General features: G+C 63.3%; 20 protein-coding genes. 13 read left to right on the top strand and 7 right to left on the bottom strand.

Translation table 11 applies throughout. The features are described from left to right. Positions 1–37 precede the first annotated feature (37 nt). The 10 genes from EP867_RS08460 to EP867_RS08505 all read left to right on the top strand — a co-directional run bounded on the left by EP867_RS08460 (position 38) and on the right by EP867_RS08505 (position 10,345). Complete coding sequence (locus EP867_RS08460; RefSeq protein ID WP_128488122.1) at positions 38–448, top strand: carboxymuconolactone decarboxylase family protein; 411 nt, start codon at positions 38–40, stop codon at positions 446–448. Further along, positions 445–1,059 (top strand): NADH-quinone oxidoreductase subunit J, encoded by a 615-nt coding sequence (locus EP867_RS08465; protein ID WP_128488124.1) that lies wholly within the window; start codon positions 445–447, stop codon positions 1,057–1,059. The genes EP867_RS08460 and EP867_RS08465 overlap by 4 nt, the downstream gene beginning before the upstream one ends. Before the next feature lies 1 nt (position 1,060). Then, a complete protein-coding gene (locus EP867_RS08470; protein ID WP_128488126.1) occupies positions 1,061–1,594 on the top strand; it encodes a hypothetical protein in 534 nt (177 codons plus the stop codon). 76 nt (positions 1,595–1,670) lie between these two features. Then, positions 1,671–1,982, top strand: a complete 312-nt coding sequence (nuoK, locus tag EP867_RS08475) for an NADH-quinone oxidoreductase subunit NuoK (protein ID WP_124964205.1) — start codon at positions 1,671–1,673, stop codon at positions 1,980–1,982. Positions 1,983–1,987: 5 nt separating this feature from the next. Continuing rightward, entirely contained in the window at positions 1,988–4,048 is a 2,061-nt protein-coding gene (gene nuoL / locus EP867_RS08480; RefSeq protein ID WP_128488128.1) for an NADH-quinone oxidoreductase subunit L, read from the top strand. Between the two features lie 12 nt (positions 4,049–4,060). Then, a complete protein-coding gene (locus EP867_RS08485) occupies positions 4,061–5,602 on the top strand; it encodes an NADH-quinone oxidoreductase subunit M (RefSeq protein WP_128488130.1) in 1,542 nt (513 codons plus the stop codon). A gap of 10 nt (positions 5,603–5,612) precedes the next feature. Next, the gene (gene nuoN, locus EP867_RS08490; protein ID WP_128488132.1) at positions 5,613–7,049 is read left to right on the top strand and encodes an NADH-quinone oxidoreductase subunit NuoN; all 1,437 of its coding nucleotides are present in this window, start codon (positions 5,613–5,615) and stop codon (positions 7,047–7,049) included. A gap of 64 nt (positions 7,050–7,113) precedes the next feature. Beyond that, positions 7,114–7,806 (top strand): biotin--[acetyl-CoA-carboxylase] ligase, encoded by a 693-nt coding sequence (locus EP867_RS08495; RefSeq protein ID WP_241656859.1) that lies wholly within the window; start codon positions 7,114–7,116, stop codon positions 7,804–7,806. 95 nt (positions 7,807–7,901) lie between these two features. Next, positions 7,902–8,681, top strand: coding sequence for a type III pantothenate kinase (locus EP867_RS08500; protein WP_128488136.1), 780 nt, complete (start codon positions 7,902–7,904; stop codon positions 8,679–8,681). Next, positions 8,678–10,345, top strand: coding sequence for a ribonuclease J (locus tag EP867_RS08505; protein WP_128488138.1), 1,668 nt, complete (start codon positions 8,678–8,680; stop codon positions 10,343–10,345). Before EP867_RS08500 ends, EP867_RS08505 begins: the two co-directional genes overlap by 4 nt. 48 nt (positions 10,346–10,393) lie before the next feature. Here the strand turns inward: EP867_RS08505 and EP867_RS08510 are convergent, their stop codons facing one another. The 5 genes from EP867_RS08510 to EP867_RS08530 form a co-directional block, all read right to left on the bottom strand. Then, positions 10,394–10,678, bottom strand: coding sequence for a lysozyme inhibitor LprI family protein (locus EP867_RS08510; RefSeq protein ID WP_277749359.1), 285 nt, complete (start codon positions 10,676–10,678; stop codon positions 10,394–10,396). Positions 10,679–10,886: 208 nt separating this feature from the next. After that, positions 10,887–12,428, bottom strand: a complete 1,542-nt coding sequence (locus EP867_RS08515; protein WP_128488142.1) for a DEAD/DEAH box helicase — start codon at positions 12,426–12,428, stop codon at positions 10,887–10,889. 153 nt (positions 12,429–12,581) lie between these two features. Further along, positions 12,582–13,667 (bottom strand): CaiB/BaiF CoA transferase family protein, encoded by a 1,086-nt coding sequence (locus tag EP867_RS08520; protein ID WP_128488144.1) that lies wholly within the window; start codon positions 13,665–13,667, stop codon positions 12,582–12,584. Positions 13,668–13,671: 4 nt separating this feature from the next. Further along, positions 13,672–14,784, bottom strand: a complete 1,113-nt coding sequence (aroB, locus tag EP867_RS08525; RefSeq protein ID WP_128488146.1) for a 3-dehydroquinate synthase — start codon at positions 14,782–14,784, stop codon at positions 13,672–13,674. Position 14,785: 1 nt separating this feature from the next. Then, on the bottom strand, positions 14,786–15,331 hold the full coding sequence (locus EP867_RS08530) for a shikimate kinase (protein ID WP_128488148.1): 546 nt from the start codon (positions 15,329–15,331) through the stop codon (positions 14,786–14,788). A 133-nt stretch (positions 15,332–15,464) separates the two neighbouring features. On the opposite strand from EP867_RS08530, the gene EP867_RS08535 reads away from it, so the two are divergent. The 3 genes from EP867_RS08535 to EP867_RS08545 are packed head-to-tail and all read left to right on the top strand — an operon-like array spanning position 15,465 to position 18,143. After that, the gene (locus EP867_RS08535; RefSeq protein ID WP_128488150.1) at positions 15,465–15,647 is read left to right on the top strand and encodes a hypothetical protein; all 183 of its coding nucleotides are present in this window, start codon (positions 15,465–15,467) and stop codon (positions 15,645–15,647) included. Continuing rightward, positions 15,637–17,190 carry a hypothetical protein gene (locus EP867_RS08540; RefSeq protein ID WP_128488152.1) on the top strand — a complete coding sequence of 518 codons (1,554 nt, stop codon included), beginning with the start codon at positions 15,637–15,639 and terminating at the stop codon, positions 17,188–17,190. The genes EP867_RS08535 and EP867_RS08540 overlap by 11 nt, the downstream gene beginning before the upstream one ends. Further along, a complete protein-coding gene (locus EP867_RS08545) occupies positions 17,190–18,143 on the top strand; it encodes a tyrosine recombinase (protein ID WP_128488154.1) in 954 nt (317 codons plus the stop codon). Before EP867_RS08540 ends, EP867_RS08545 begins: the two co-directional genes overlap by 1 nt. 39 nt (positions 18,144–18,182) lie before the next feature. Here EP867_RS08545 and EP867_RS08550 read toward each other — a convergent pair whose 3' ends face one another. Both EP867_RS08550 and EP867_RS08555 read right to left on the bottom strand, forming a co-directional pair. Continuing rightward, complete coding sequence (locus EP867_RS08550) at positions 18,183–19,544, bottom strand: ATP-binding protein (protein ID WP_164888807.1); 1,362 nt, start codon at positions 19,542–19,544, stop codon at positions 18,183–18,185. Then, positions 19,541–20,263, bottom strand: coding sequence for a response regulator transcription factor (locus EP867_RS08555; protein WP_128488158.1), 723 nt, complete (start codon positions 20,261–20,263; stop codon positions 19,541–19,543). Before EP867_RS08555 ends, EP867_RS08550 begins: the two co-directional genes overlap by 4 nt. Positions 20,264–20,378 lie beyond the last annotated feature (115 nt).

The following is a 20,378-nucleotide window of genomic DNA, read 5'->3' on the forward strand; positions in this document are numbered from 1 at the left end:
CGCCCTGTCGCGGAGGCCGCACAGAGTGAGCAATCCGATGAACAACCCCTGGAGTCAGATGATCGAGACCATGCTGGAGCAGTCCCGCAAAGTCTCGGAGACCTTCAACCCCGCGCTGGAAACCTTCCGCGTCAAAGGGTTTGAAGACATGATTCCCACCCTGAACCGCGACTTTATGGAGCTGGTCTGGGGTAAGACCATGAACCACGACGGGCTGGATGCGAAAACGCGTCTTCTCGTCACACTGACCGCGCTGACGGTGCTTGGCGCGCAGGCAGAACCACAGATCCGGCTGACCGTCCGTCATGCTTTGCAGGCGGGCGCCAGCCAGAGAGAAGTTGCCGAAACGATCTGTCAGACGGGCCTCTTCGGCGGCCTTCCGGCGATGCAGAAGGCACTGGAAATCGCGCAAAGCGTCTTTGCCGAGATCGAGGAGAAAAAGGAATGAGTGTCGCCGATCTGGCTTTTTATGCCTTCGCCATTGTGACCGTGGTGGCGGCGCTGCTGGTGACCATATCGCGCAACCCGGTGCATTCGGTGCTCTGGCTGATCCTGACGTTCTTCTCTTCGGCAGGGCTTCTGGTGCTGCTGGGGGCGGAATTCGTCGCCATGCTGCTGGTCATCGTCTATGTGGGCGCAGTTGCGGTTCTCTTCCTCTTCGTCGTCATGATGCTCGACGTGGATTTCGCGGAACTGAAGGGCGAGATGGCGCGCACCATGCCGCTGGCGCTGCTGATCGGGGCGATCCTGCTCATTCAGCTGGTGATGGCCTTCTCGGCCTGGAAATTTGCAGACGGCGCTATGGGGCTGCGTGCCAATATCACGCCGGATCTGGCTGAGATCCACAACACCAAGGCGCTTGGTCTGCTGATCTATGACAAATACTTCATCCTCTTCCAGATGGCGGGCATGGTTCTGCTGGTTGCGATGATCGGGGCCATCACCCTGACGCTGCGCCACCGCACCAACGTCAAGCGCCAGAACGTCATGGTGCAGATGTCGCGCGATCCGGCCAAGACCATGGAGATGCGTGACGTGAAACCGGGGCAGGGGCTCTGAGATGAAACAGCTGCCGGTTGCCATGATCACCGTGATCCTGGCTGCCGGCCCAGGCCCGCAGGCTGCCTCTGCCTGCTCTCCGGCGGCCCATCCGCCCTCCGTGCGGCCCGAGACGGGTCCGGGGTGCGACTGGCGCTTTCGCACGGGAGACTATGAGGCAGTCAGCTTAAGCGGGCTGACGGATCTGGGGGGCGGCGTCATTGCGCAGCGGCTCCGGGAAGGGAACGCCTGCAGCTTTGCGGCCTCGCTTCTCGTGACGGACTGTAAAAGCGGTGAGGCGATGCTCTTCGGACCAGACAGAGTGACGCTGATGGAAGGCCCCAAAAGCCTGCCCGTCCTGCGGCTTCTGGACCGGCTGGAAAAGCGCCCCCGCGGCAGCTTTGCCAGCCTCTCTGCAGTCTCAGCCCAGGCTGAGGCGTCAGGGGTAAGGACATCCGTTCCGGTCCCGAAGGGGTCGGAACTGCGGTTCGGGGGAAAGGTGCGGATGCCGCTTCACTGCGGCTGTGCCACGCTCTACCCGGGCGCGACGAAGTAGAATAATCCTGCCCGCCGGCGTTCGCGGTGGCGGGACAGGCGGAACGGAAACGGGCAAAGTCCCGGAGGGAACCACGATGGTGACAGTTGGACTGGAACATTACCTGACGGTGGCGGCGGCGCTGTTCGTCATCGGGATCTTCGGGATCTTCCTGAACCGGAAGAACGTGATCGTCATCCTGATGTCGATCGAGATGATCCTGCTGTCGGTCAATATCAACCTGGTGGCTTTCTCGAGCCATCTTGGCGACCTCACGGGTCAGGTCTTCACGATGTTCGTGCTGACCGTGGCCGCGGCTGAGGCTGCCATCGGTCTGGCGATCCTGGTCTGTTTCTTCCGGAACCGCGGCACCATCGACGTCGAAGACGTCAACGTGATGAAGGGCTGAGGCCAATGGAGACAATCATCCTTTTTGCGCCATTGGTCGGCGCGCTGATCACCGGCTTCGGCTGGAAGCTGATCGGCGAGAAGACGGGGCAGATCCTCGCCACGGCACTTGTGATGCTGGCGGCGGTGCTGTCCTGGGTGGTCTTTCTCGGCTTTGACGGCGAGACGCAGCATATCACCGTGCTGCGCTGGATCGACTCGGGTTCGCTCGGCGCGGAATGGGGCATCCGCCTCGACCGGATGACGGCGATCATGCTGATCGTGGTGAACTCGGTCTCGGCGCTCGTGCACCTCTATTCGTTCGGCTATATGGCCCATGACGAGAACTGGACCGACGACGAGCCTTACCGCGCGCGGTTCTTTGCCTATCTCTCGTTCTTCACCTTCGCCATGCTGATGCTGGTGACCTCTGACAACCTGATCCAGATGTTCTTCGGCTGGGAAGGTGTGGGCGTCGCCTCTTATCTGCTGATCGGCTTTTACTGGAAAAAGCAGTCGGCTTCGGCCGCAGCGATCAAGGCCTTCGTGGTCAACCGGGTGGGGGACTTCGGCTTCCTGCTGGGCATTGCGCTGATCTACTTCCTGACCGACTCGGTGCGCTTTGATGAGATCTTCGCGGCCGTGCCGAAACTGGCTGATATGGGCTTCACCTTCATCGGTATTGAGTGGACCGCAGCGAACCTGATTGGTGTTCTGCTCTTCATCGGTGCGATGGGCAAATCGGCACAGCTTTTCCTGCACACCTGGCTGCCGGATGCGATGGAAGGCCCGACCCCGGTGTCGGCGCTGATCCACGCTGCAACCATGGTCACCGCCGGTGTCTTCCTCGTCTGCCGTATGTCGCCGCTTTATGAAGTGGCACCGGAAGCGAAGATGATGATCGTCTATATCGGTGGCTTCACTGCTTTCTTCGCCGCGACCGTGGGTCTGGTGCAGAACGATATCAAACGCGTCATCGCTTATTCGACCTGTTCGCAGCTCGGCTATATGTTCGTCGCCGCCGGCGTCGGCCTTTATCCGGTCGCGATGTTCCACCTGTTTACGCATGCTTTCTTCAAAGCGATGCTCTTCCTTGGTGCCGGTTCGGTAATCCATGCGACCCACCATGAGCAGGATATGCGCTGGTATGGCGGTCTGCGCAAAAAGATCCCCGTCACCTTCTGGGCGATGATGATCGGCACCCTGGCCATCACCGGCGTTGGTATTCCGCTGACCTATATCGGCTTTGCGGGCTTCATCTCGAAAGATGCCGTGATCGAAGGCGCTTATGTCGGCGCTCCGACGATCGTCTTCTGGCTGCTGGTCATCGGCGCTCTGATGACCTCGTTCTACTCCTGGCGTCTGATCTTCCTGACTTTCTTTGGTGAAAACCGCGCGCATCTGAAGCCCTCAGATGATCATCACGGCCACCATGCCCATGGTCACGACGATCACGGTCACGGCCATGACGATCACGGCCATGGTCACCACCACGAGCCCCATGAGAGCCCGATGGTCATGCTGATCCCGCTGATCGTGCTGGCCTTTGGTGCGGTCTTTGCCGGGATGCTCTGGAAAGAGGCCTTCTTCGGTCACGCAGATCACGTGCTTGAGTGGTTCCACGGCGCCATCGCCATGAGCACCATGGTTGAGGTCGACGGTAAATCCAAACTGCTGCTGGATGCGGCCCATTATGTGCCGACCTGGGTCAAGCTTGCGCCCTTCGTCGCCATGGTGACCGGTCTGGTGCTGGCTTACGTGATGTATATCCGCAGGCCGGAGCTTCCGGCGAAGATCGCGGCGGAGCAGAACACCCTTTATCAGTTCCTGCTGAACAAGTGGTATTTTGACGAGCTTTATAACTTCCTCTTCGTGCGTCCGGCGATGGCCCTTGGCCGCTTCCTGTGGAAACGCGGAGACGGCGCAGTCATCGACGGCACCATCAATGGCATTGCCATGGGCATCATTCCTTTCTTCACGCGGCTCGCGGGCCGTCTGCAGTCGGGCTATATGTTCCACTATGCCTTCGCCATGGTGCTGGGCATCGTGGTGCTCGTCACCTGGATGAGCCTTTCGGGCAGCCACTGAGGTCAGGGACCAATGGACAATCTTCTTTCCATCATCACCTTCACCCCGGCGGTTGCTGCGCTCATCATGGCGCTCTTCCTTCGGGGCAATGACGCGGCCACGCAGCGCAATGCGAAATGGCTGGCGCTGGCTGCCACCGTGGCCACCTTCCTCTTCTCGCTCTTTCTGCTCTTCGGGTTTGACCCGCAGAACACCGGCTTCCAGTTCGTCGAGAATTACGACTGGATCATGGGGCTGAAGTATAAAGTCGGCGTTGACGGCATCTCGATCCTCTTTGTGATGCTGACCACCTTCCTGATGCCGATCACCATCGGGGCCTGCTGGACGGTCGAGACCCGCGTCAAAGACTATATGATCGCCTTCCTGCTGCTGGAGACGCTGATGATCGGCGTGTTCATCGCGCTGGATCTGGTGCTCTTCTATCTGTTCTTTGAAGCCGGTCTGATCCCGATGTTCCTGATTATCGGGATCTGGGGCGGCAAAGACCGCATCTATGCGTCGTTCAAATTCTTCCTCTACACCTTCCTCGGCTCGGTGCTGATGCTGGTGGCGATGATCTCGATGTATGTCCAGGCGGGCACCACCGATATTGAAACGCTGCTGACCTTCAACTTCGCCTCTGAGGCCTTCCCGATCCTGGGCTGGCAGATCATGGGCGGTGCGCAGACGCTGATGTGGCTGGCCTTCTTTGCCTCTTTCGCGGTGAAGATGCCGATGTGGCCGGTGCACACCTGGCTGCCCGATGCCCACGTTCAGGCCCCGACTGCGGGTTCGGTACTTCTGGCGGCCGTTATGCTGAAGATGGGTGGCTACGGCTTCCTGCGCTTCTCGCTGCCGATGTTCCCGGTCGCCTCGGATCTGCTGGCGCCGCTGGTGCTCTGGATGTCGGTGATCGCGATCGTTTACACCTCGCTGGTGGCGATGGTGCAGAACGACATGAAAAAGCTGATCGCTTATTCGTCGGTCGCGCACATGGGCTATGTGACCATGGGCATCTTCGCGGTGAACCAGCAGGGCATTGACGGGGCGATCTTCCAGATGCTGTCGCACGGCTTCATCTCGGGCGCACTCTTCCTCTGCGTCGGCGTGATCTATGACCGCATGCACACCCGTGAGATCGACGCTTACGGCGGCCTGGTGAACCGGATGCCCGCTTACGCGCTGGTTTTCCTGTTCTTCACCATGTCGAACGTGGGCCTGCCGGGCACTTCGGGCTTCATCGGTGAGTTCCTGACCATCATGGGCGTCTTCCAGGTCAATCCGCTGATCGCGCTGATCGCGGCGACCGGTGTGATCCTCTCGGCGGCCTATGCGCTCTGGCTCTTCCGCCGCGTGGTCTGGGGCGAGCTGCTGAAAGCCAGCCTGAAAACCATCACCGATATGGATCTGCGCGAGCGGGTGATGTTTGCCCCCCTCGTCGTGATGACCCTGCTGCTCGGCGTCTATCCGAGCCTTGTCACCGATATCATCGGACCGAGCGTCTCGGCCCTGATCTCCAACTATGAAGCTGCGCTGCCTGCCGTTGAAACGGCTGCGGCTGCGGCTGTGAACTGAGGAACCGCCCATGACCTCTGCGGATCTTTCGATCTTCCTGCCCGAGATTGTGGTGGCCCTCGGCGCGATCATCGCGCTTCTGGGTGCGGTTTACACCGGCAAAGACAAACTGACCGGAGCCCTGACCTGGGGCTTCGCCGCCTTCTTCCTCGTCATCGCCTTCTGGATCGGCACCGGTTTTGAGGGCAGTCAGACGGCATTTGGCGGCCTGCTGGTCAATGACGCTTTCGCGCGTTTCTCGAAAATCCTGATCCTTGCGGGTTCTGCCGCCGTTCTGCTGATCGGCCAGGACTACGTGAAGAAGTGGGATATGGACCGTTTTGAGTATCCGGTCCTGGTGGCTCTGGCGACGCTTGGCATGATGATGATGGTTTCGGCCAATGATCTCATGGCGCTTTATGTCAGCCTTGAGCTGCAGTCGCTGGCACTTTACGTCATCGCCTCGCTGCGCCGCGACTCGGCACGCTCGACCGAAGCCGGTCTGAAGTATTTTGTGCTCGGCTCGATGGCCTCGGGTCTGCTGCTTTACGGCGCATCGCTGACCTATGGCTATGCAGGCACCACGCAGTTTGCCGGCATCCTGTCGATGGTGAATGCCGATCTGCCGCTGGGAATGATGTTCGGTATGGTCTTCATGCTGGCGGGTCTGGCCTTCAAGGTTTCGGCCGCGCCGTTCCACATGTGGACCCCGGACGTCTATGAAGGCGCGCCGACCCCGGTCACCGCTTTCTTCGCGACCGCGCCGAAAGTGGCGGCCATCGCGCTTTTTGCGCGTCTGTGCCACGACGCCTTTGGCGGCATCCCCGCACAATGGGGCCAGGTGATTGCAGCGCTTGCGGTGCTGTCGATGTATGTCGGTGCCATCGCTGCGATCGGTCAGAAAGACATCAAACGTCTGATGGCCTATTCCTCGATCGCCCATATGGGCTATGCGCTGATCGGTCTGGCCGTTGGCACTGAGGCCGGTATCCAGGCCATGCTCGTCTATATGGCGATCTATGTGGTCACCAATATCGGTGCCTTCGCCTTCATCCTGTCGATGGAGCGTGACGGCCGTCCCTTCACCTCGCTTGACGGCTTCCATCAGTTCTCGAAGGCCGAGCCGCTGAAAGCGCTGGTCATGCTGATCCTGATGTTCTCGCTGGCCGGTGTGCCGCCGTTCATCGGCTTCTTCGCGAAATATTCGGTGCTGATGGCCTCGGTGAACGCGGGTATGACCTGGCTTGCGATCCTTGGGGCCGTGGCCTCGGTGATTGGTGCCTATTACTACCTGCGCATCGTCTATTTCATGTACTTCGGTCGTGAGGGCGAAGTGCTCGAGACGAAGATGGGCCCGGCGCAATATGGCCTGATGCTGGTTTCGGCCTTCATCGTGATCGCAGGTGTCGTGAACCTCTTTGGTATTGAGGCTCCGGCACTGAGCGCGGCGCAATCGCTTGTCCGCTGAGGCGAGTGCCTCTCAGACTGCAGCAACCTGGCCGGTGGGAACCGGCCGGGTTGTTTTGTCTGAGGTGGACACCACCAACGCGGAAGCCGCCCGCCGCGCGGCGGCAGGGGAGGGGGCTCAGTGGATCCTTGGCCTGTCGCAGACCGCCGGGCGCGGGCGACGGGGGCGGCCCTGGGTCTCGCCAGCGGGGAATTTCTACGGCACGCTTCTGATGAAGCCCACGGGCGGCCCGGCAGAGGCCGCTTTGCGCAGTTTTATCGCGGCCCTGGCCTTGCGGGATGCTCTCGTCGGACTGACCGGCTCGGAGGCGGGGATCGGGCTGAAGTGGCCCAATGATGTGCTGGTCAACGGCGGCAAAATATCGGGCATCCTGCTCGAGGGGCTGCCGGACGGCTGGCTGGCTGTCGGGATCGGGGTGAACCTGATCTCCGCCCCCGATGTCAGCGCGGTTGAGCCGGGGGCCACGCGCCCGGTCTCGGTGCTCTCTGAGACGGGGCAGCGCTTTACACCTGAGGACCTTCTGGACCGCATCGCCCCGGCCTTTGCGCGTTATGAGGCGCTGTTTCGCGCCTATGGCTTTGCCCCCGTGCGTGAGGCCTGGCTTGCAGGCGCTGTGCGCCTTGGCAGCGAGATCACGGCCCGCACCGGGCGTGAGACCCATATCGGTATCTTCCGCTCAATCGATGCCACCGGGGCGCTGATCCTTGAAACCGCCAACGGGCGCATTGCGATCCCGGCGGCGGACATCTACTTCTGAGCTGCCCTTCGGGGCGGCTCACCCTGAGCCAATGACGACGACGCAGCCGGGGCCCGCATGGGGGACTGCTCCGGCCCTGCGGGGGAGGAACGACCATGCTTCTGGCCATTGATTGTGGCAATACCAATACCGTCTTCTCCATCTGGGACGGTGAGAGCTTCCTGTGCACCTGGCGCATCGCCACCGATCACAAGCGGACGGCAGATGAATATTACGTCTGGCTCTCCAGCCTGATGCAGCTGCACCGGCTGGAGGTGAATATCTCACAGGCGATCATCTCATCGACCGTGCCGCGGGTGGTCTTTAACCTGCGTGTGCTTTGTAACCGCTATTACGACTGCCGGCCCTATGTTGTGGGCAAGCCCGACTGCGCGCTGCCCCATGCACCCCGCGTGGATCAGCCGGCGTCCGTGGGACCCGACCGTCTGGTCAATACCCATGGCGCTTTTGACCGCCACGGCGGCGATCTGATCGTGGTGGATTTCGGCACCGCGACCACCTTTGACGTGGTCGACAGCGATGGCGCCTATATCGGCGGGGTCATCGCGCCGGGGGTCAATCTCTCGCTTGAGGCGCTGCATATGGCCGCAGCGGCCCTGCCGCATGTCGATATTACCCTTCCCGAAAAGGTGATCGGCACAAATACGGTGGCCTGTATCCAGTCCGGGGTGTATTGGGGATATATCGGGCTTGTGGAAGGCATCGTGCGCCAGATCCGCGCCGAGCGTGACCGCCCGATGAAAGTGGTTGCCACCGGGGGCCTGGCGCCCCTGTTTGAACAGGGAACCGAAGTATTTGACGCGGTCGAAGACGATCTGACGATGCACGGGCTGGTGCTGATCTTTGACCACAACCGCAGACTGGAGTCCGCATGAGTGCCAACCGCCTGATCTATCTTCCCCTTGGCGGTTCCGGGGAAGTCGGCATGAACTGCTACGTCTATGGCTATGGCCCGAAAGGCCGCGAGCGCCTGATCGTCATCGATCTGGGCGTGACCTTCGCGGATATGGAGACCACCCCCGGCGTCGATCTGATCATGCCCGACGTCTCCTGGCTGGCCGAGCGGGCAGACCGGATTGAGGCGATCTTCATCACCCATGCCCATGAAGATCACGTCGGCGCTCTTGGCCACCTCTGGCCGCGCCTGCGGGCCCCGGTCTATGCGCGCAAATTCACCGGCGCTCTGGCGAAGCTGAAGATGGAAGACCAGGGGCAGGACCCGAACAACGTCACCATCGTTGAGCCGCGTCCCGAGTGGGTCGAAGCCGGTCCCTTCAAAGTGCAATATGTGCCGATCCCGCATTCCATCCCGGAAAGCTCGGCTCTGGTCATTGACACGCCCGCAGGCCGCATCCTGCATTCGGGTGACTTCAAGATCGACCCGTCCCCCGGCGTGGGTGAGCCCTGGGATCCCGAGACCTTCGCGGCCATCGGCCGTGAGGGTGTGAAGGTTCTGCTCTGCGATTCGACCAACGTTTTCTCGCTGCATCCGGGCCGCTCGGAAAGCACGCTGCCAGGACCGCTGACCGAGCTGGTGGCGAAATCCGGCGGTATGATCGCCGCGACGACCTTTGCGTCGAACATCACCCGCGTGAAGGCGCTGGCAGAGGCCGGGAAGGCCGCAGGCCGTGAGATCGTTCTCATGGGACGCGCCATGCGCAAGATGGTCACCGTGGGGCTTGAGACGGGCGTGCTCGACAGCTTCCCGACGGTGATCCAGCCCGAAGAAGCGCTGGAGCTGCCGCGCCATAAGGTCATGCTGATCGTCACGGGCACCCAAGGGGAGCGCCGTGCCGCATCGGCGCAACTGTCGCGTGGCAAATACCTTGGTATGACGATGAAAGAGGGCGATACCTTCCTCTTCTCGTCGCGGATCATCCCGGGCAATGAGCGCGGCGTGCTGCGCATCATGAACGCGTTTTCCGAGATGGGCGTCGATGTCGTCGATGATGTGAACGGTCTCTACCACGTCTCGGGCCACGCCAACCGCCCCGACCTGCAGGAGATGCACCGCCTGGCCAATCCGGCGCTGGTCATCCCGATGCACGGCGAGCATCGCCACCTGCGTGAGCACAGCAAGGTAGTCGAAGCCGACGGCCGCAAGGCTGCCGTGATCACCAATGGCATGATGGTCGATCTGACCGGCGATCGCCATGAAGTGGTCGAATATATCGAAACCGGCCGGATCTATCTCGACGGCTCGGTGCTGATCGGGGCGATGGACGGTGTGGTGCGTGACCGGATCCGCATGGCGCTGAACGGCCATGTGATCATCACGCTGATCATGGATGAGCAGGACAGCCCGCTGGGTGAGCCCTGGGCAGAGCTGGAGGGCGTGCCGGAGGTCGGTAAATCGGGCCGTCCGCTTTCCGAGACGCTGGAAGAAGAACTCGCAGAGTTCCTGGAGCGTGCGGGTGGCAAGATCCTGCGCGATGACGACAAACTCGACGAAGGTATCCGCCGCGTCGTGCGTCAGATCTCGATGGAAGAGATCGGCAAGAAACCTGAGGTGACCGTGGTCGTCTCGCGTCTGGCCTGAGGTCTGCAAAATCTGAAAAACGCGCCCGGGAGGGCGCGTTTTTTCATGTCAGCGCTTAATGCTCTGGAGCCAGTGGTTCAGTTCGGACGTGCGGCTCTGGGTGCGCAGGATCAGACATTCCGCCTGATAGATCAGCTCTTCGCGCCCTCCACGGTCACGAAATTTCGCCACCTCACAATCGGCATCCCGAAAGGCGATCCAGGCCCGCTGCGCGGCCCGCAGGCGCGGCACATCCTCAGGCTCAAAACCCTGCATGGCAGCGACCAGGGCATTGTAAATCCGCCCCATCTCGCGGTCGCTGCGCTTATGATGGTCCACAAGGCAGTCATAGATCTGCCCGCGATCCTAGCGCTGGCAGATCTGCTTGAGATCCCGCGCCGCGGCGGGCAGGGCGAGGGCGATCAGCAGGGCGGTGAGCAGATATTTCATGGCAGCACTCCGACAGGGTAATGCAACTATGGCGGGCAGTCCGGCGGCGGGCAAAGAAAAAGCCCGCGCCGGATCACCGGGCGGGCTGATTTTTAGTATTATGCGCGAAGGCTCAGGCGCTTTCAGCCTCATCCGCATCGGCATTGGCCTGAATTGCCGCCTCAGTCGCGCGCAGCACGGTGGCGAAGCTGCGGGTCAGGAACTCCGGCACGTGATCGCCGAGGCCAAGGACCGAGGGGCCATTGTCACGGCGGTCGCGGCGCTCATCGCGGCGCGGCTCACGGCGGTCGTCACGACGCTCCTCATGACGATGCGGACGCTCAGCGCGTTCTTCGCGGCGCGGAGCCTCTTCGCGGCGGGTCTCTTCGACGGCGGCCACAACCTCTTCCGTGCGCTCAGCGCGGCGGTCATCGCGGCGCGGCTCACGCTTGTCACCGCGGTCACGGCTGCGCTCGCGCGAGCGGGGCTGGCGGTGGTCGCCACGGTCCGGGCTGTCGTCGAACAGGTTTTCCGGCACGTCACCGCGCGGGATCGGCTGTTTGATCAGCGATTCAATCGCGGTCAGATATTTCTCATCCGCCGGGATCGAGATCGAGAAGGCCTTGCCATGGCGGCCGGCACGACCGGTGCGGCCGATGCGGTGGACATAGTCTTCCGCATGGCTCGGCAGATCGAAGTTGAAGACATGGCTGACGGCCGGGATGTCGAGGCCACGCGCCGCCACATCCGAGGCTACCAGAACCCGCAGCTCGCCCTCACGGAACGCATCGAGGGTTTTCATCCGCTGCGACTGCTCAAGATCGCCATGGATCGGCGCGGCGTTGAAGCCATGCGCTTTCAGCGACTTGGCAACGACATCCACATCCATCTTCCGGTTACAGAAAACGATGGCGTTGGTGCAGGCATCGCCTTCCTGACGGATCAGGTGACGCAGCAGGGCACGCTTTTCGCCGAAGGCACGTTCACGGCGCGAGGGCGTGAAATGCATCAGCTTCTGCTCAATGTTTTCCGAGGTCGTCGCCTGGCGCGCCACTTCGACGCGGGCCGGGTTCGACAGGAAGGTATTGGTGATGCGCTCAATCTCAGGCGCCATGGTGGCCGAGAAGAAGAGCGTCTGACGGGTAAAGGGCGTCAGCTGGAAGATGCGCTCAATATCCGGGATGAAGCCCATGTCGAGCATCCGGTCGGCCTCATCCACCACCATGATCTGCACGCCGGTCAGCAGCAGCTTGCCGCGCTCAAAGTGATCGAGCAGACGGCCGGGGGTTGCGATCAGCACGTCGACGCCACGGTCGATCAGCGCATCCTGCTCTTTGAAGGAGACGCCGCCGATCAGCAGCGCCTTCGTCAGCTTGAGGTGTTTGGTATAGGTGTCGAAGTTCTCGGCCACCTGGGCGGCGAGTTCCCGCGTCGGGGCGAGCACCAGCGAGCGCGGCATCCGCGCACGGGCCCGGCCATTGGCCAGACGGGTGATCATCGGCAGCGTGAAGCTTGCGGTTTTCCCGGTGCCGGTCTGGGCAATACCCAGAACATCCCGGCCTTCGAGCGCATGGGGGATCGCCTCAGCCTGGATCGGGGTGGGCGTCTGATAGCCCGCTTCTGCAACAGCCTGGAGGACTTTTGGGTCGAGTTTCAGGTCAGAAAAAAGGGTCATAGGCGTCCTTAGGATGCGGCATCGGACCGCAAATGGAACGGGACGCAGTCGGTCAGGGCGCCCCAGCATCGAAAAAGGGGCGCACGGCGGTTCCGTGCACCCATGGGCGGATTAGCCTAAAATCCCCGCCAGGTCAAGAAAAGCGGGTCCCGCCTATCGTTTTGCCGCAAGTTCGGCCCGGATCTGTGCTGAATGTGCCCCGCGTGCGGGAATTGCACCTGCGATCCGGGTCTGCCCGTCAAAGCGCGGGGCCGGGGCCGGGGCGAGGGTTTCGCCCTGCCAGATGCCGCGGGCTTTGATATGGGGGTCGTGCTGCGCCTCTTCGGGCGAGAGCACCGGGGCCACGCAGGCATCCGTCCCGCCGAAAAGCGCATCCCAATGGGCGCGGGGCTTTGCGGCGAAGATGGGCTTCAGCCGCTCTTTCAGGGGGCCCCAGGCGGCGCGGTCGTAATGGCCCTTCACCATGGCCTCATCATCGTTAAGGCCAAGCTTTTCAAGGAAGATCGCATAGAACTTCGGCTCAAGCGCCTGAACGGTGACCCAGCCACCATCCGCGCAGAGATAGCTCTGGTTCCAGTGCGGCCCGTCGAGCACCGATTGCCCCCGCTCGGTCACCATCGCGCCGGAAGGCCGCATGGAATGCAAAAGCGCCAGCATATGGGCTGAGCCGTCAACAATCGCAGCATCGACGACGGTGCCTTTGCCGGTGCTGCGCGCATTCAGCACGCCCGACAGGATCCCGACCGCCAGATACATCGCGCCGCCGCCCACATCTCCGACCAGCGTCGGCGGCGTCAGCGGCGCATCCCCCGCCGCAGAGGCATACCAGAGCGCCCCGGAGCGTGAGATGTAATTCAGATCATGGCCCGCCAGTTTCGCCAGCGGCCCCTCCTGGCCCCAGCCGGTCATGCGACCATAAACAAGGCGCGGGTTGACGCGGTGGCAGTCCTGCGGCCCGAGCCCCAGACGCTCCGCCACGCCGGGGCGATAGCCCTCAATGAGCGCATCGGCCTGAGCGATCAGCGCCAGTGCGACCTCACGGTCGGCCGGGTCTTTCAGATCCAGCACGATCGAGCGTTTGCCGCGATCAAGCAGGTTCTCATCCACCGCGCCGGGCGTATCGGCAGCGACGGGGCGGTGGATCACCGTCACTTCGGCGCCCAGATCCGCCAGCAGCATGCCGCAGAAGGGGCCAGGTCCCAGCCCCTCAAGTTCTACAATCTTCACTCCCCCCAGCACGCGTTTACCTCCCCGTAAGTGCGTCCCTCAGAACCGACAGCACCGCCTCTCGCGGCACATCATCGGCAACGAATGCCTCGCCTATGTCCCGCGCCAGAATGAAGCGCAGTTTGCCGTCGACGACTTTTTTGTCCTGACCCATCAGATCAAGAAGCGCCTCTGCCCCCGGCAGATCGCCTTCGATATCTGAGAAATCGGTTTTCATCCCCATGGCCTTGAGATGCGCGCGCACGCGGCTCGGGCTTTCCTGGCTGCTAAGACCAAGGCGAGAGGACAGCTCAAAAGCCAGGGCGCAGCCGATGGCCACACCTTCGCCGTGCAGCAGCCGCTCGCCATAGCCGGTGGCCGCCTCCAGCGCGTGGCAGAAGGTATGGCCAAGGTTCAGAAGGGCGCGTTCCCCCTGTTCGGTCTCATCACGCTCAACGATCCCGGCCTTCATCTCAACCGAGCGCTGCACCGCATAAAGCCGCGTGGCGGCGTCGCCCCTGGCAAGCGCAGGGCCGTCGCGCTCCAGCCGCTCAAAGAAGGCCGCATCGCCGAGAAGGCCGTATTTCACCACCTCACCATAGCCCGCCAGCAGGTCGCGCGCGGGCAGGGTGCCGAGAAGTGCGGTATCGGCGAGAACCACGGTCGGCTGATGAAACGCACCGATCAGGTTTTTGCCGTGGCGCGTGTTGATCCCGGTCTTGCCGCCGACGGAGCTGTCGACCTGGGCCAGAAGCGAGGTCGGGATCTGCGCAAAGCGCACGCCGCGGCGCAGGATGGCCGAAGCAAAGCCCGCCAGATCGCCGATCACGCCCCCGCCAAAGGCGATGACCAGATCCCGGCGCTCAATCTTTTGATCGAGCAGGAAATCACAGGCCTGCTCAAGCCCCGCCCAGGATTTCGTGCCCTCACCCGGCGTCAGCGCCAGAGAGGCATGGGCGATGCCTGCGGCGTCAAGCGCGGCCTCAAGGGCAGGGAGATGCAGGGCCGCGACCCGTTCCTCGGTCAGGATCGCCACTTTTTTGCGGCGCAGAAAGGGGGCCAGCTCATCGCCCGCGCGGGACAAAAGTCCCTCACCGATGCGGACTTCATAGCTGCGATCCCCAAGATTTACCGGAACCGTCACGCGCATCTCAGATCCTTTCCAGCACATCGGCGCGGGTGGAGAGGGCCTCAATCACCCGCTGCGCCGTTGCGTCAATCGACAGCCCATGCTCGCTGTCGACGATCAGCTCGGCCTGGGCATAGACCGGCTCGCGTTCGGCATAAAGCGTGCGCAGCGTCTCATAGGGGTTTGCGGTGCGCAGCAGGGGGCGGTTGTTGCGGTGGCGCACACGGTGCCACAGCAGATCGACATCGGCGCGCAGCCAGACCGCGACCCCGCCCTCTCTGATCGCCTCACGGTTGGCTTCAGCCATATAAGCGCCGCCACCGGTGGACAGGATCGAGGGTTGATCCGCCAGCAGCCGCCCGATGATCTGTGATTCTTTCTCACGGAAGAAGGGTTCACCATCGCGGGCGAAAATTTCTGCGATGGTCATATTGGCGGCCTTCACGATCTCGTCATCCGAATCGCGGAAGGGCACCTGCAGCATGCGTGCGAGTTGAGTGCCGACGGCGGTTTTTCCCGCTCCCATCATGCCCACCAGCACGACCGTTTTGCGCAGACGCCATTTCATCAGGGGTTTCCCCTTGTGTTTGATCTTTCACGCCTGAATGGCGTGATCTTCGCAAAAAGACCATATATATTCGACAGGCAGCGCTCTTCGGCGTGCTGCCAATTCTAAGGGCAAAAGCAGGCAAGGAAGTGCAATGCGTCTGATTAAGGTTCTCCTGGTGCTGATCGTTCTGGCCTTCGCAGGTCTCACCGGTTTTGCCTATTTCGGCGATATGACGCCGGAGCCCGCACAGGTCTCGCAGCCGCTGGAACTGGCGCCTGCCGAGACGCGCCCTGAAGCCAGCCCTTCCACTGCGGCGGGGACGGATGGCAACTGAGGGGCTGCGCGCTCTCTTACTGACGGCGACGGCTCTGCTGGTTCCGGTCGCGGGGCATGCGCAGGGGCGGCCGCTTTCGGCCATCGACTGGCTGTCAGATACCGTCGCCCGCCCGGCCCCCCGCGTGGTGCCGGAGGCACCGGTGCGCCCCCTCGGGGCACCGGAGGCGATTGTCACCACGCCGCTTTCGGCCCGCAACCTGGACGGTGTGGGCGTTCTGAGCGTCAAAACCACCGGAATGGATCCGCAGTTCTGGGCGCGCTCGGATGCAGAGGTGCTGAAGGCAAAGCTGCGCGACGAAGGCCCGGAGCCGCTGCCGGCGCTGCGCGATCTGATCCAGATGCTGATGCTGGCCGAAGTTGACCCGCCGATGCACAGCGACGGGCAGGGCGGCTTTTTGCTGGCACGTATCGACCGGCTTTTGAGCTTTGGTGCCCTTGAGGCGGCGCAGGAGCTGATCACGGCTGCAGGCCCGCCGACGCCGGATCTGTTCCGCCGCGCCTTTGACATCGCGCTTCTGCTGGGAACGGAGGACCGCGCCTGCGCGGCGCAGCGCGCCAGCCCGCGGATTTCCCCGACGCTTTCGGCGCGGATCTTTTGTCTGGCACGCGGCGGTGACTGGGGCGCGGCAGAGCTGACCCTCGCCACGGCTCAGGCACTCGGCCATGTGTCGGAAGAAGAGGTCCAGATCCTGCGCCGGTTCATCCGGCCGGAGGCCTATGAGGATGAAGAGCCCCTTCCGCCGCCTGCCCGGGTGACGCCTCTGAACCTGCGCCTCTATGAGGCAATCGGAGAGGCGCTGTCGCCTTCCGGTCAGCCCCTTGCGTTTGCCCATGGCGATCTGACGCCCGCCACCGGCTGGAAAGCGCAGATTGAGGCCGCAGAGCGCCTGGCCCGCACCGGCGGTATCGCCCCGGCGCAGCTTTTCCGCCTCTACACCGAGCGGCGCGCTGCCGCCTCGGGCGGGGTCTGGAGCCGGGTTCAGGCGGTGCAGAGCTTTGAGCGCGCGCTGTCAGGTGCAGCGCCTGAAAAGGCGGCTTCTGCGCTGAAAACGGCCTGGACCGAGATGGCCTCTATGGAACTGGAAGTGCCCTTCGCCGAGCATTACGCCGCGCGGATCGCAGCCCACCCCTGGCCTGAGGGGGAGGCGCAGGAGCTTGCGTTCCGTCTGCGGCTTCTGAGTGCGGATTTTGCAAACCTGCTGCCCGAGGATGTGCCGCCCTCTGAGGAGGCAGCTTTCCTCGCCGGGCTCGCCCAGGGGCGGGCCACCACCGCGCCGCCGCCGGATAATCTTGCCCGGGCCATCGCCCGCGCGTTCCCCGGTGCCGGAGAGCCGCCGCTGCCCTCAGGTGCGGCCCAGGGGCTGATGCGCGATGGCCGCATGGGAGAGGCCGCGCTGATGGCGATCGATCAGGTCACCGTTGGCGCTTTGGGCGAATTGCGCACGGTGACGGAGGGGCTGGTGACCCTGCGGCGTCTCGGGTTTGAAACGGCGGCCCGCAAGGCCGCGCTGCAACTGCTGATTTTGGAACGGAGAGGCTGATGGACAGCCCGATGGAACGCTGGATCTCAAGCTTCCTTGAGGCCCAGACGGCCACGGCGGGGGCGGCCAGGAACACCCGACTCGCCTATGGCCGCGATCTGATGGATTTCGCGGGCTATCTGGCCGGGAGGGGGCTGCATTTCAACACCGCCGCGCAAAGCGATATTGAGGCCTGGCTGATCCGCTGCGAGGCTGAGGGCCTGTCGCAGGCCACCCGCGCGCGCAGGCTCTCTGCGGTGCGTCAGCTTTACCGCTTTGCCTTTGATGAGGCCTGGGTCAAAACCGATCCGGCTTTGCGCATCAAAGGCCCGGGGCGCAGCAAAAAGCTGCCGCAGACCCTGAGCGAGGATGAGGTGGCGCTGCTGATCGCGGCCACGCAGACCCAGGGGCGCGAAGGCGCGGACAGGGTGCGCAACCTCTGTCTGATGGAGCTTCTCTATGCCACGGGGCTGCGGGTGAGCGAGCTGGTCTCGTTGCCGGTCGCCGCGGTGCGCGGGCATCCGGCGATGATCCTCGTGCGCGGCAAGGGCGGGCGCGAGCGGATGGTGCCGCTGTCGCGCCCGGCGAAAGCGGCGGTGTCGGACTGGCTGGTGCTGCGCGATGCCGCAGAGGCAGGGTCGGGACAGAAGAGCCGGTTTCTCTTCCCGTCACGCTCGGCTGAGGGGCATCTGACCCGCCTGCGATTTTACGCGCTGGTCAAAGAGTTGGCCCTGGCCGCCGGATTGGACCCGACGCGGGTCACGCCGCATACGCTGCGCCATGCCTTTGCCACGCATCTGCTGGCCCGGGGCGCGGATCTGCGGGCCATCCAGACCCTTCTGGGTCACGCAGATCTCGGCACCACCGAGATCTACACGCATGTTCTGGAAGACCGGCTGCGCGAACTGGTGCTGACGCGCCACCCGCTGGCGGAAAGCGCGCCGGAAGATCAGGCTGAGGCGCAGGAGGCCTGAGCCACCAATATGCGCGGGCCGCACAGTCCCGGGATAAGTTTACGCAGCGGCGCCCTCCTCCGCCTCGCCGAGGGGCAGGCGCACCAGAGCGCTCAGCCCGCCGCCCTGGCGGTTGCTCAGCGTGAGAGTGCCGCCATGGGCCCGCAGCACGCTTTCGCAGATCGCAAGTCCGAGGCCCGTGCCGCCCCCGGCGAAGTGACGCCCGCCGGCCGCAGCCTCAAAGGGTTTGTTCAAAAGCGCGAGTTTCGCCTCGCTCAGACCGGGGCCACGGTCGCGCAGTTCGATCAGCGCGATGTCCCCCTCAAGGCGCAACTCCGCCTCGGGGTCGCAGGCATAGAGATTGGCATTCACCATCAGATTGCGCAAAGCCCGGCGCATCGCAACTTCGCGCAGCGGCAGAGTGACCGGCGGCCCGCCGCAAAAGCGCACGGCCTGTTCCTCACAAAGGTCGCTCAGCAGCGCGGTGAGATCCGTCTCTCGCAGCGCCTCCTGGTCCGAGATGCGCCGTGCACTGCCCAGAAGGTCCTCGGTAATCACGGAAATCTCTTCCAGACTGCGGATCATTCCCTCGCGCAGGTCAGGGTCTTCGATAAATTCCGCGCGCAGCCGCAGCGAGGTGACGGGGGTGCGGATGTCATGGCCCACCGCCGCCAGGATGGTGCGCCGCGTCGCCTCAAATCCCGCGATCTGCGACTGCATGGCGTTGAAGGCGCGGGCGAAATCCTGCAGCTCTGCCGGGCCGCTCAGGGTCAGGCGCTGGCTGTGATCGCCCGCCCCGGCCAGACGCGCGGTCCGGGCCGCCTCTGCCAGCGGGCGGGTCAACTGGCGGGTGAAATAAAGCGCCACCGCCAGACAGCCTGCCGCCGACATCAGAAGCGGGATCACAAAGCCCCATTTTCGCGGCCAGGCCAGCGACCGGGGCAGCGGATAGACCAGACTGTTCAGCCATTCGCCCGAAAACGGCCCCGCATTGATGGCGATTGAAATCATCATCAGGACCGGCTGATCCTCAGGCAGCGTGGCAATTCCGGGGCTGTGGACCAGCACCGTATTGCCCGGCATGGCGCGGCGCAGCTCCGCGGCAAGGCCCGGAAGCGGCGTGCCACCCGCAGTATCAAGCGGATCCTCGCTGACGAAAAAGCGGGTAAATCCGGTGTTGCTCTGGGCGATGATCTCGGTCGCGACCTCTTCGTCGGCCTGTTCGACCGCATGCAGAAGGGCAATCAGCCGGCCAAGATCCTGATGCAGCCGCGCCTGGCGGTCAAAATCCGAGCCTTCCCCCGCAAAAAGCAACAGCGCGAGGATCTGCGCCGCAGCAATCGCCCCCATGAGCAGAAGCGCGAACTGCGCCGCAAGGCCGCGCGGGCGCAGGCGCTGTGCCAAGCGGCGAAGCGCGCTCATTCTACGGTTTCCACCTCGGCGCAGAGCCGATATCCGCCCCCCCATTCGGTGGCGATGATGCGGGTCCCCTCGGCGCCTGCGCCATCGCCGATCTTGCGGCGCAGGCGACTGACCATGGTGTCAATGGTGCGGTCAAAGGCCCCGAGATCGCGGCCCCGCACGCGGTCAATCAGCCGCTGGCGGCTGAGGACCTCATCCGGGTGATCGAGAAACATGCTCAGAAGCCGGTTCTCGCCACTGGTCAGATGCCGCAGTGTGCCGTCCGGCAGGCTGACCTCCTGGCGGTCGGGATCATGCAGGCGCCCGGCAAAGCGGCGGCGGCGCGATGTGGGGCCCTGCACCCCCGGAGGCACCCGGCGCAGAAGAGAGCGCAGCCGCGCCACCAGGGCTGCGGGGTTAAAGGGTTTGACCACGTAATCATCCGCACCCGCGTTCAGCCCGATAATGCTGTCTTCGTCGCTGGCCATGGCGGTCAGCAGGATCACCGGCGGACCGCCCGCGCGGGCGAGTTCGGCACACAGCACAAGGCCGCTGTCGCCGGGCAGCTTGATATCGAGAATCACCGCATGCACCTGCGCCCCGGAGAGAAGCTCCCGCGCGGCTTCAGCGGATCCGGCCTCAAGCGTGCGAAACCCCTCGCGCCGCAGATAAAGACAAAGCGGGCCGCGGATGTCGCGGGCATCTTCGACGACGAGGATCTGAGGGGAAACTTCGGTCATATCTCGGTCTTGCTGCGAAAAGGCGTGCGGGTCAGGGCTTTTCCTATAATATCAGTCGGGAAATAACCACATGGCACCTTTGCGTGACAGACTGTCACAATTTTGCTCTCCTGGT

This window comes from Falsigemmobacter intermedius, from assembly GCF_004054105.1.
GTDB classification, from domain to species: Bacteria; Pseudomonadota; Alphaproteobacteria; order Rhodobacterales; family Rhodobacteraceae; genus Wagnerdoeblera; species Wagnerdoeblera intermedia.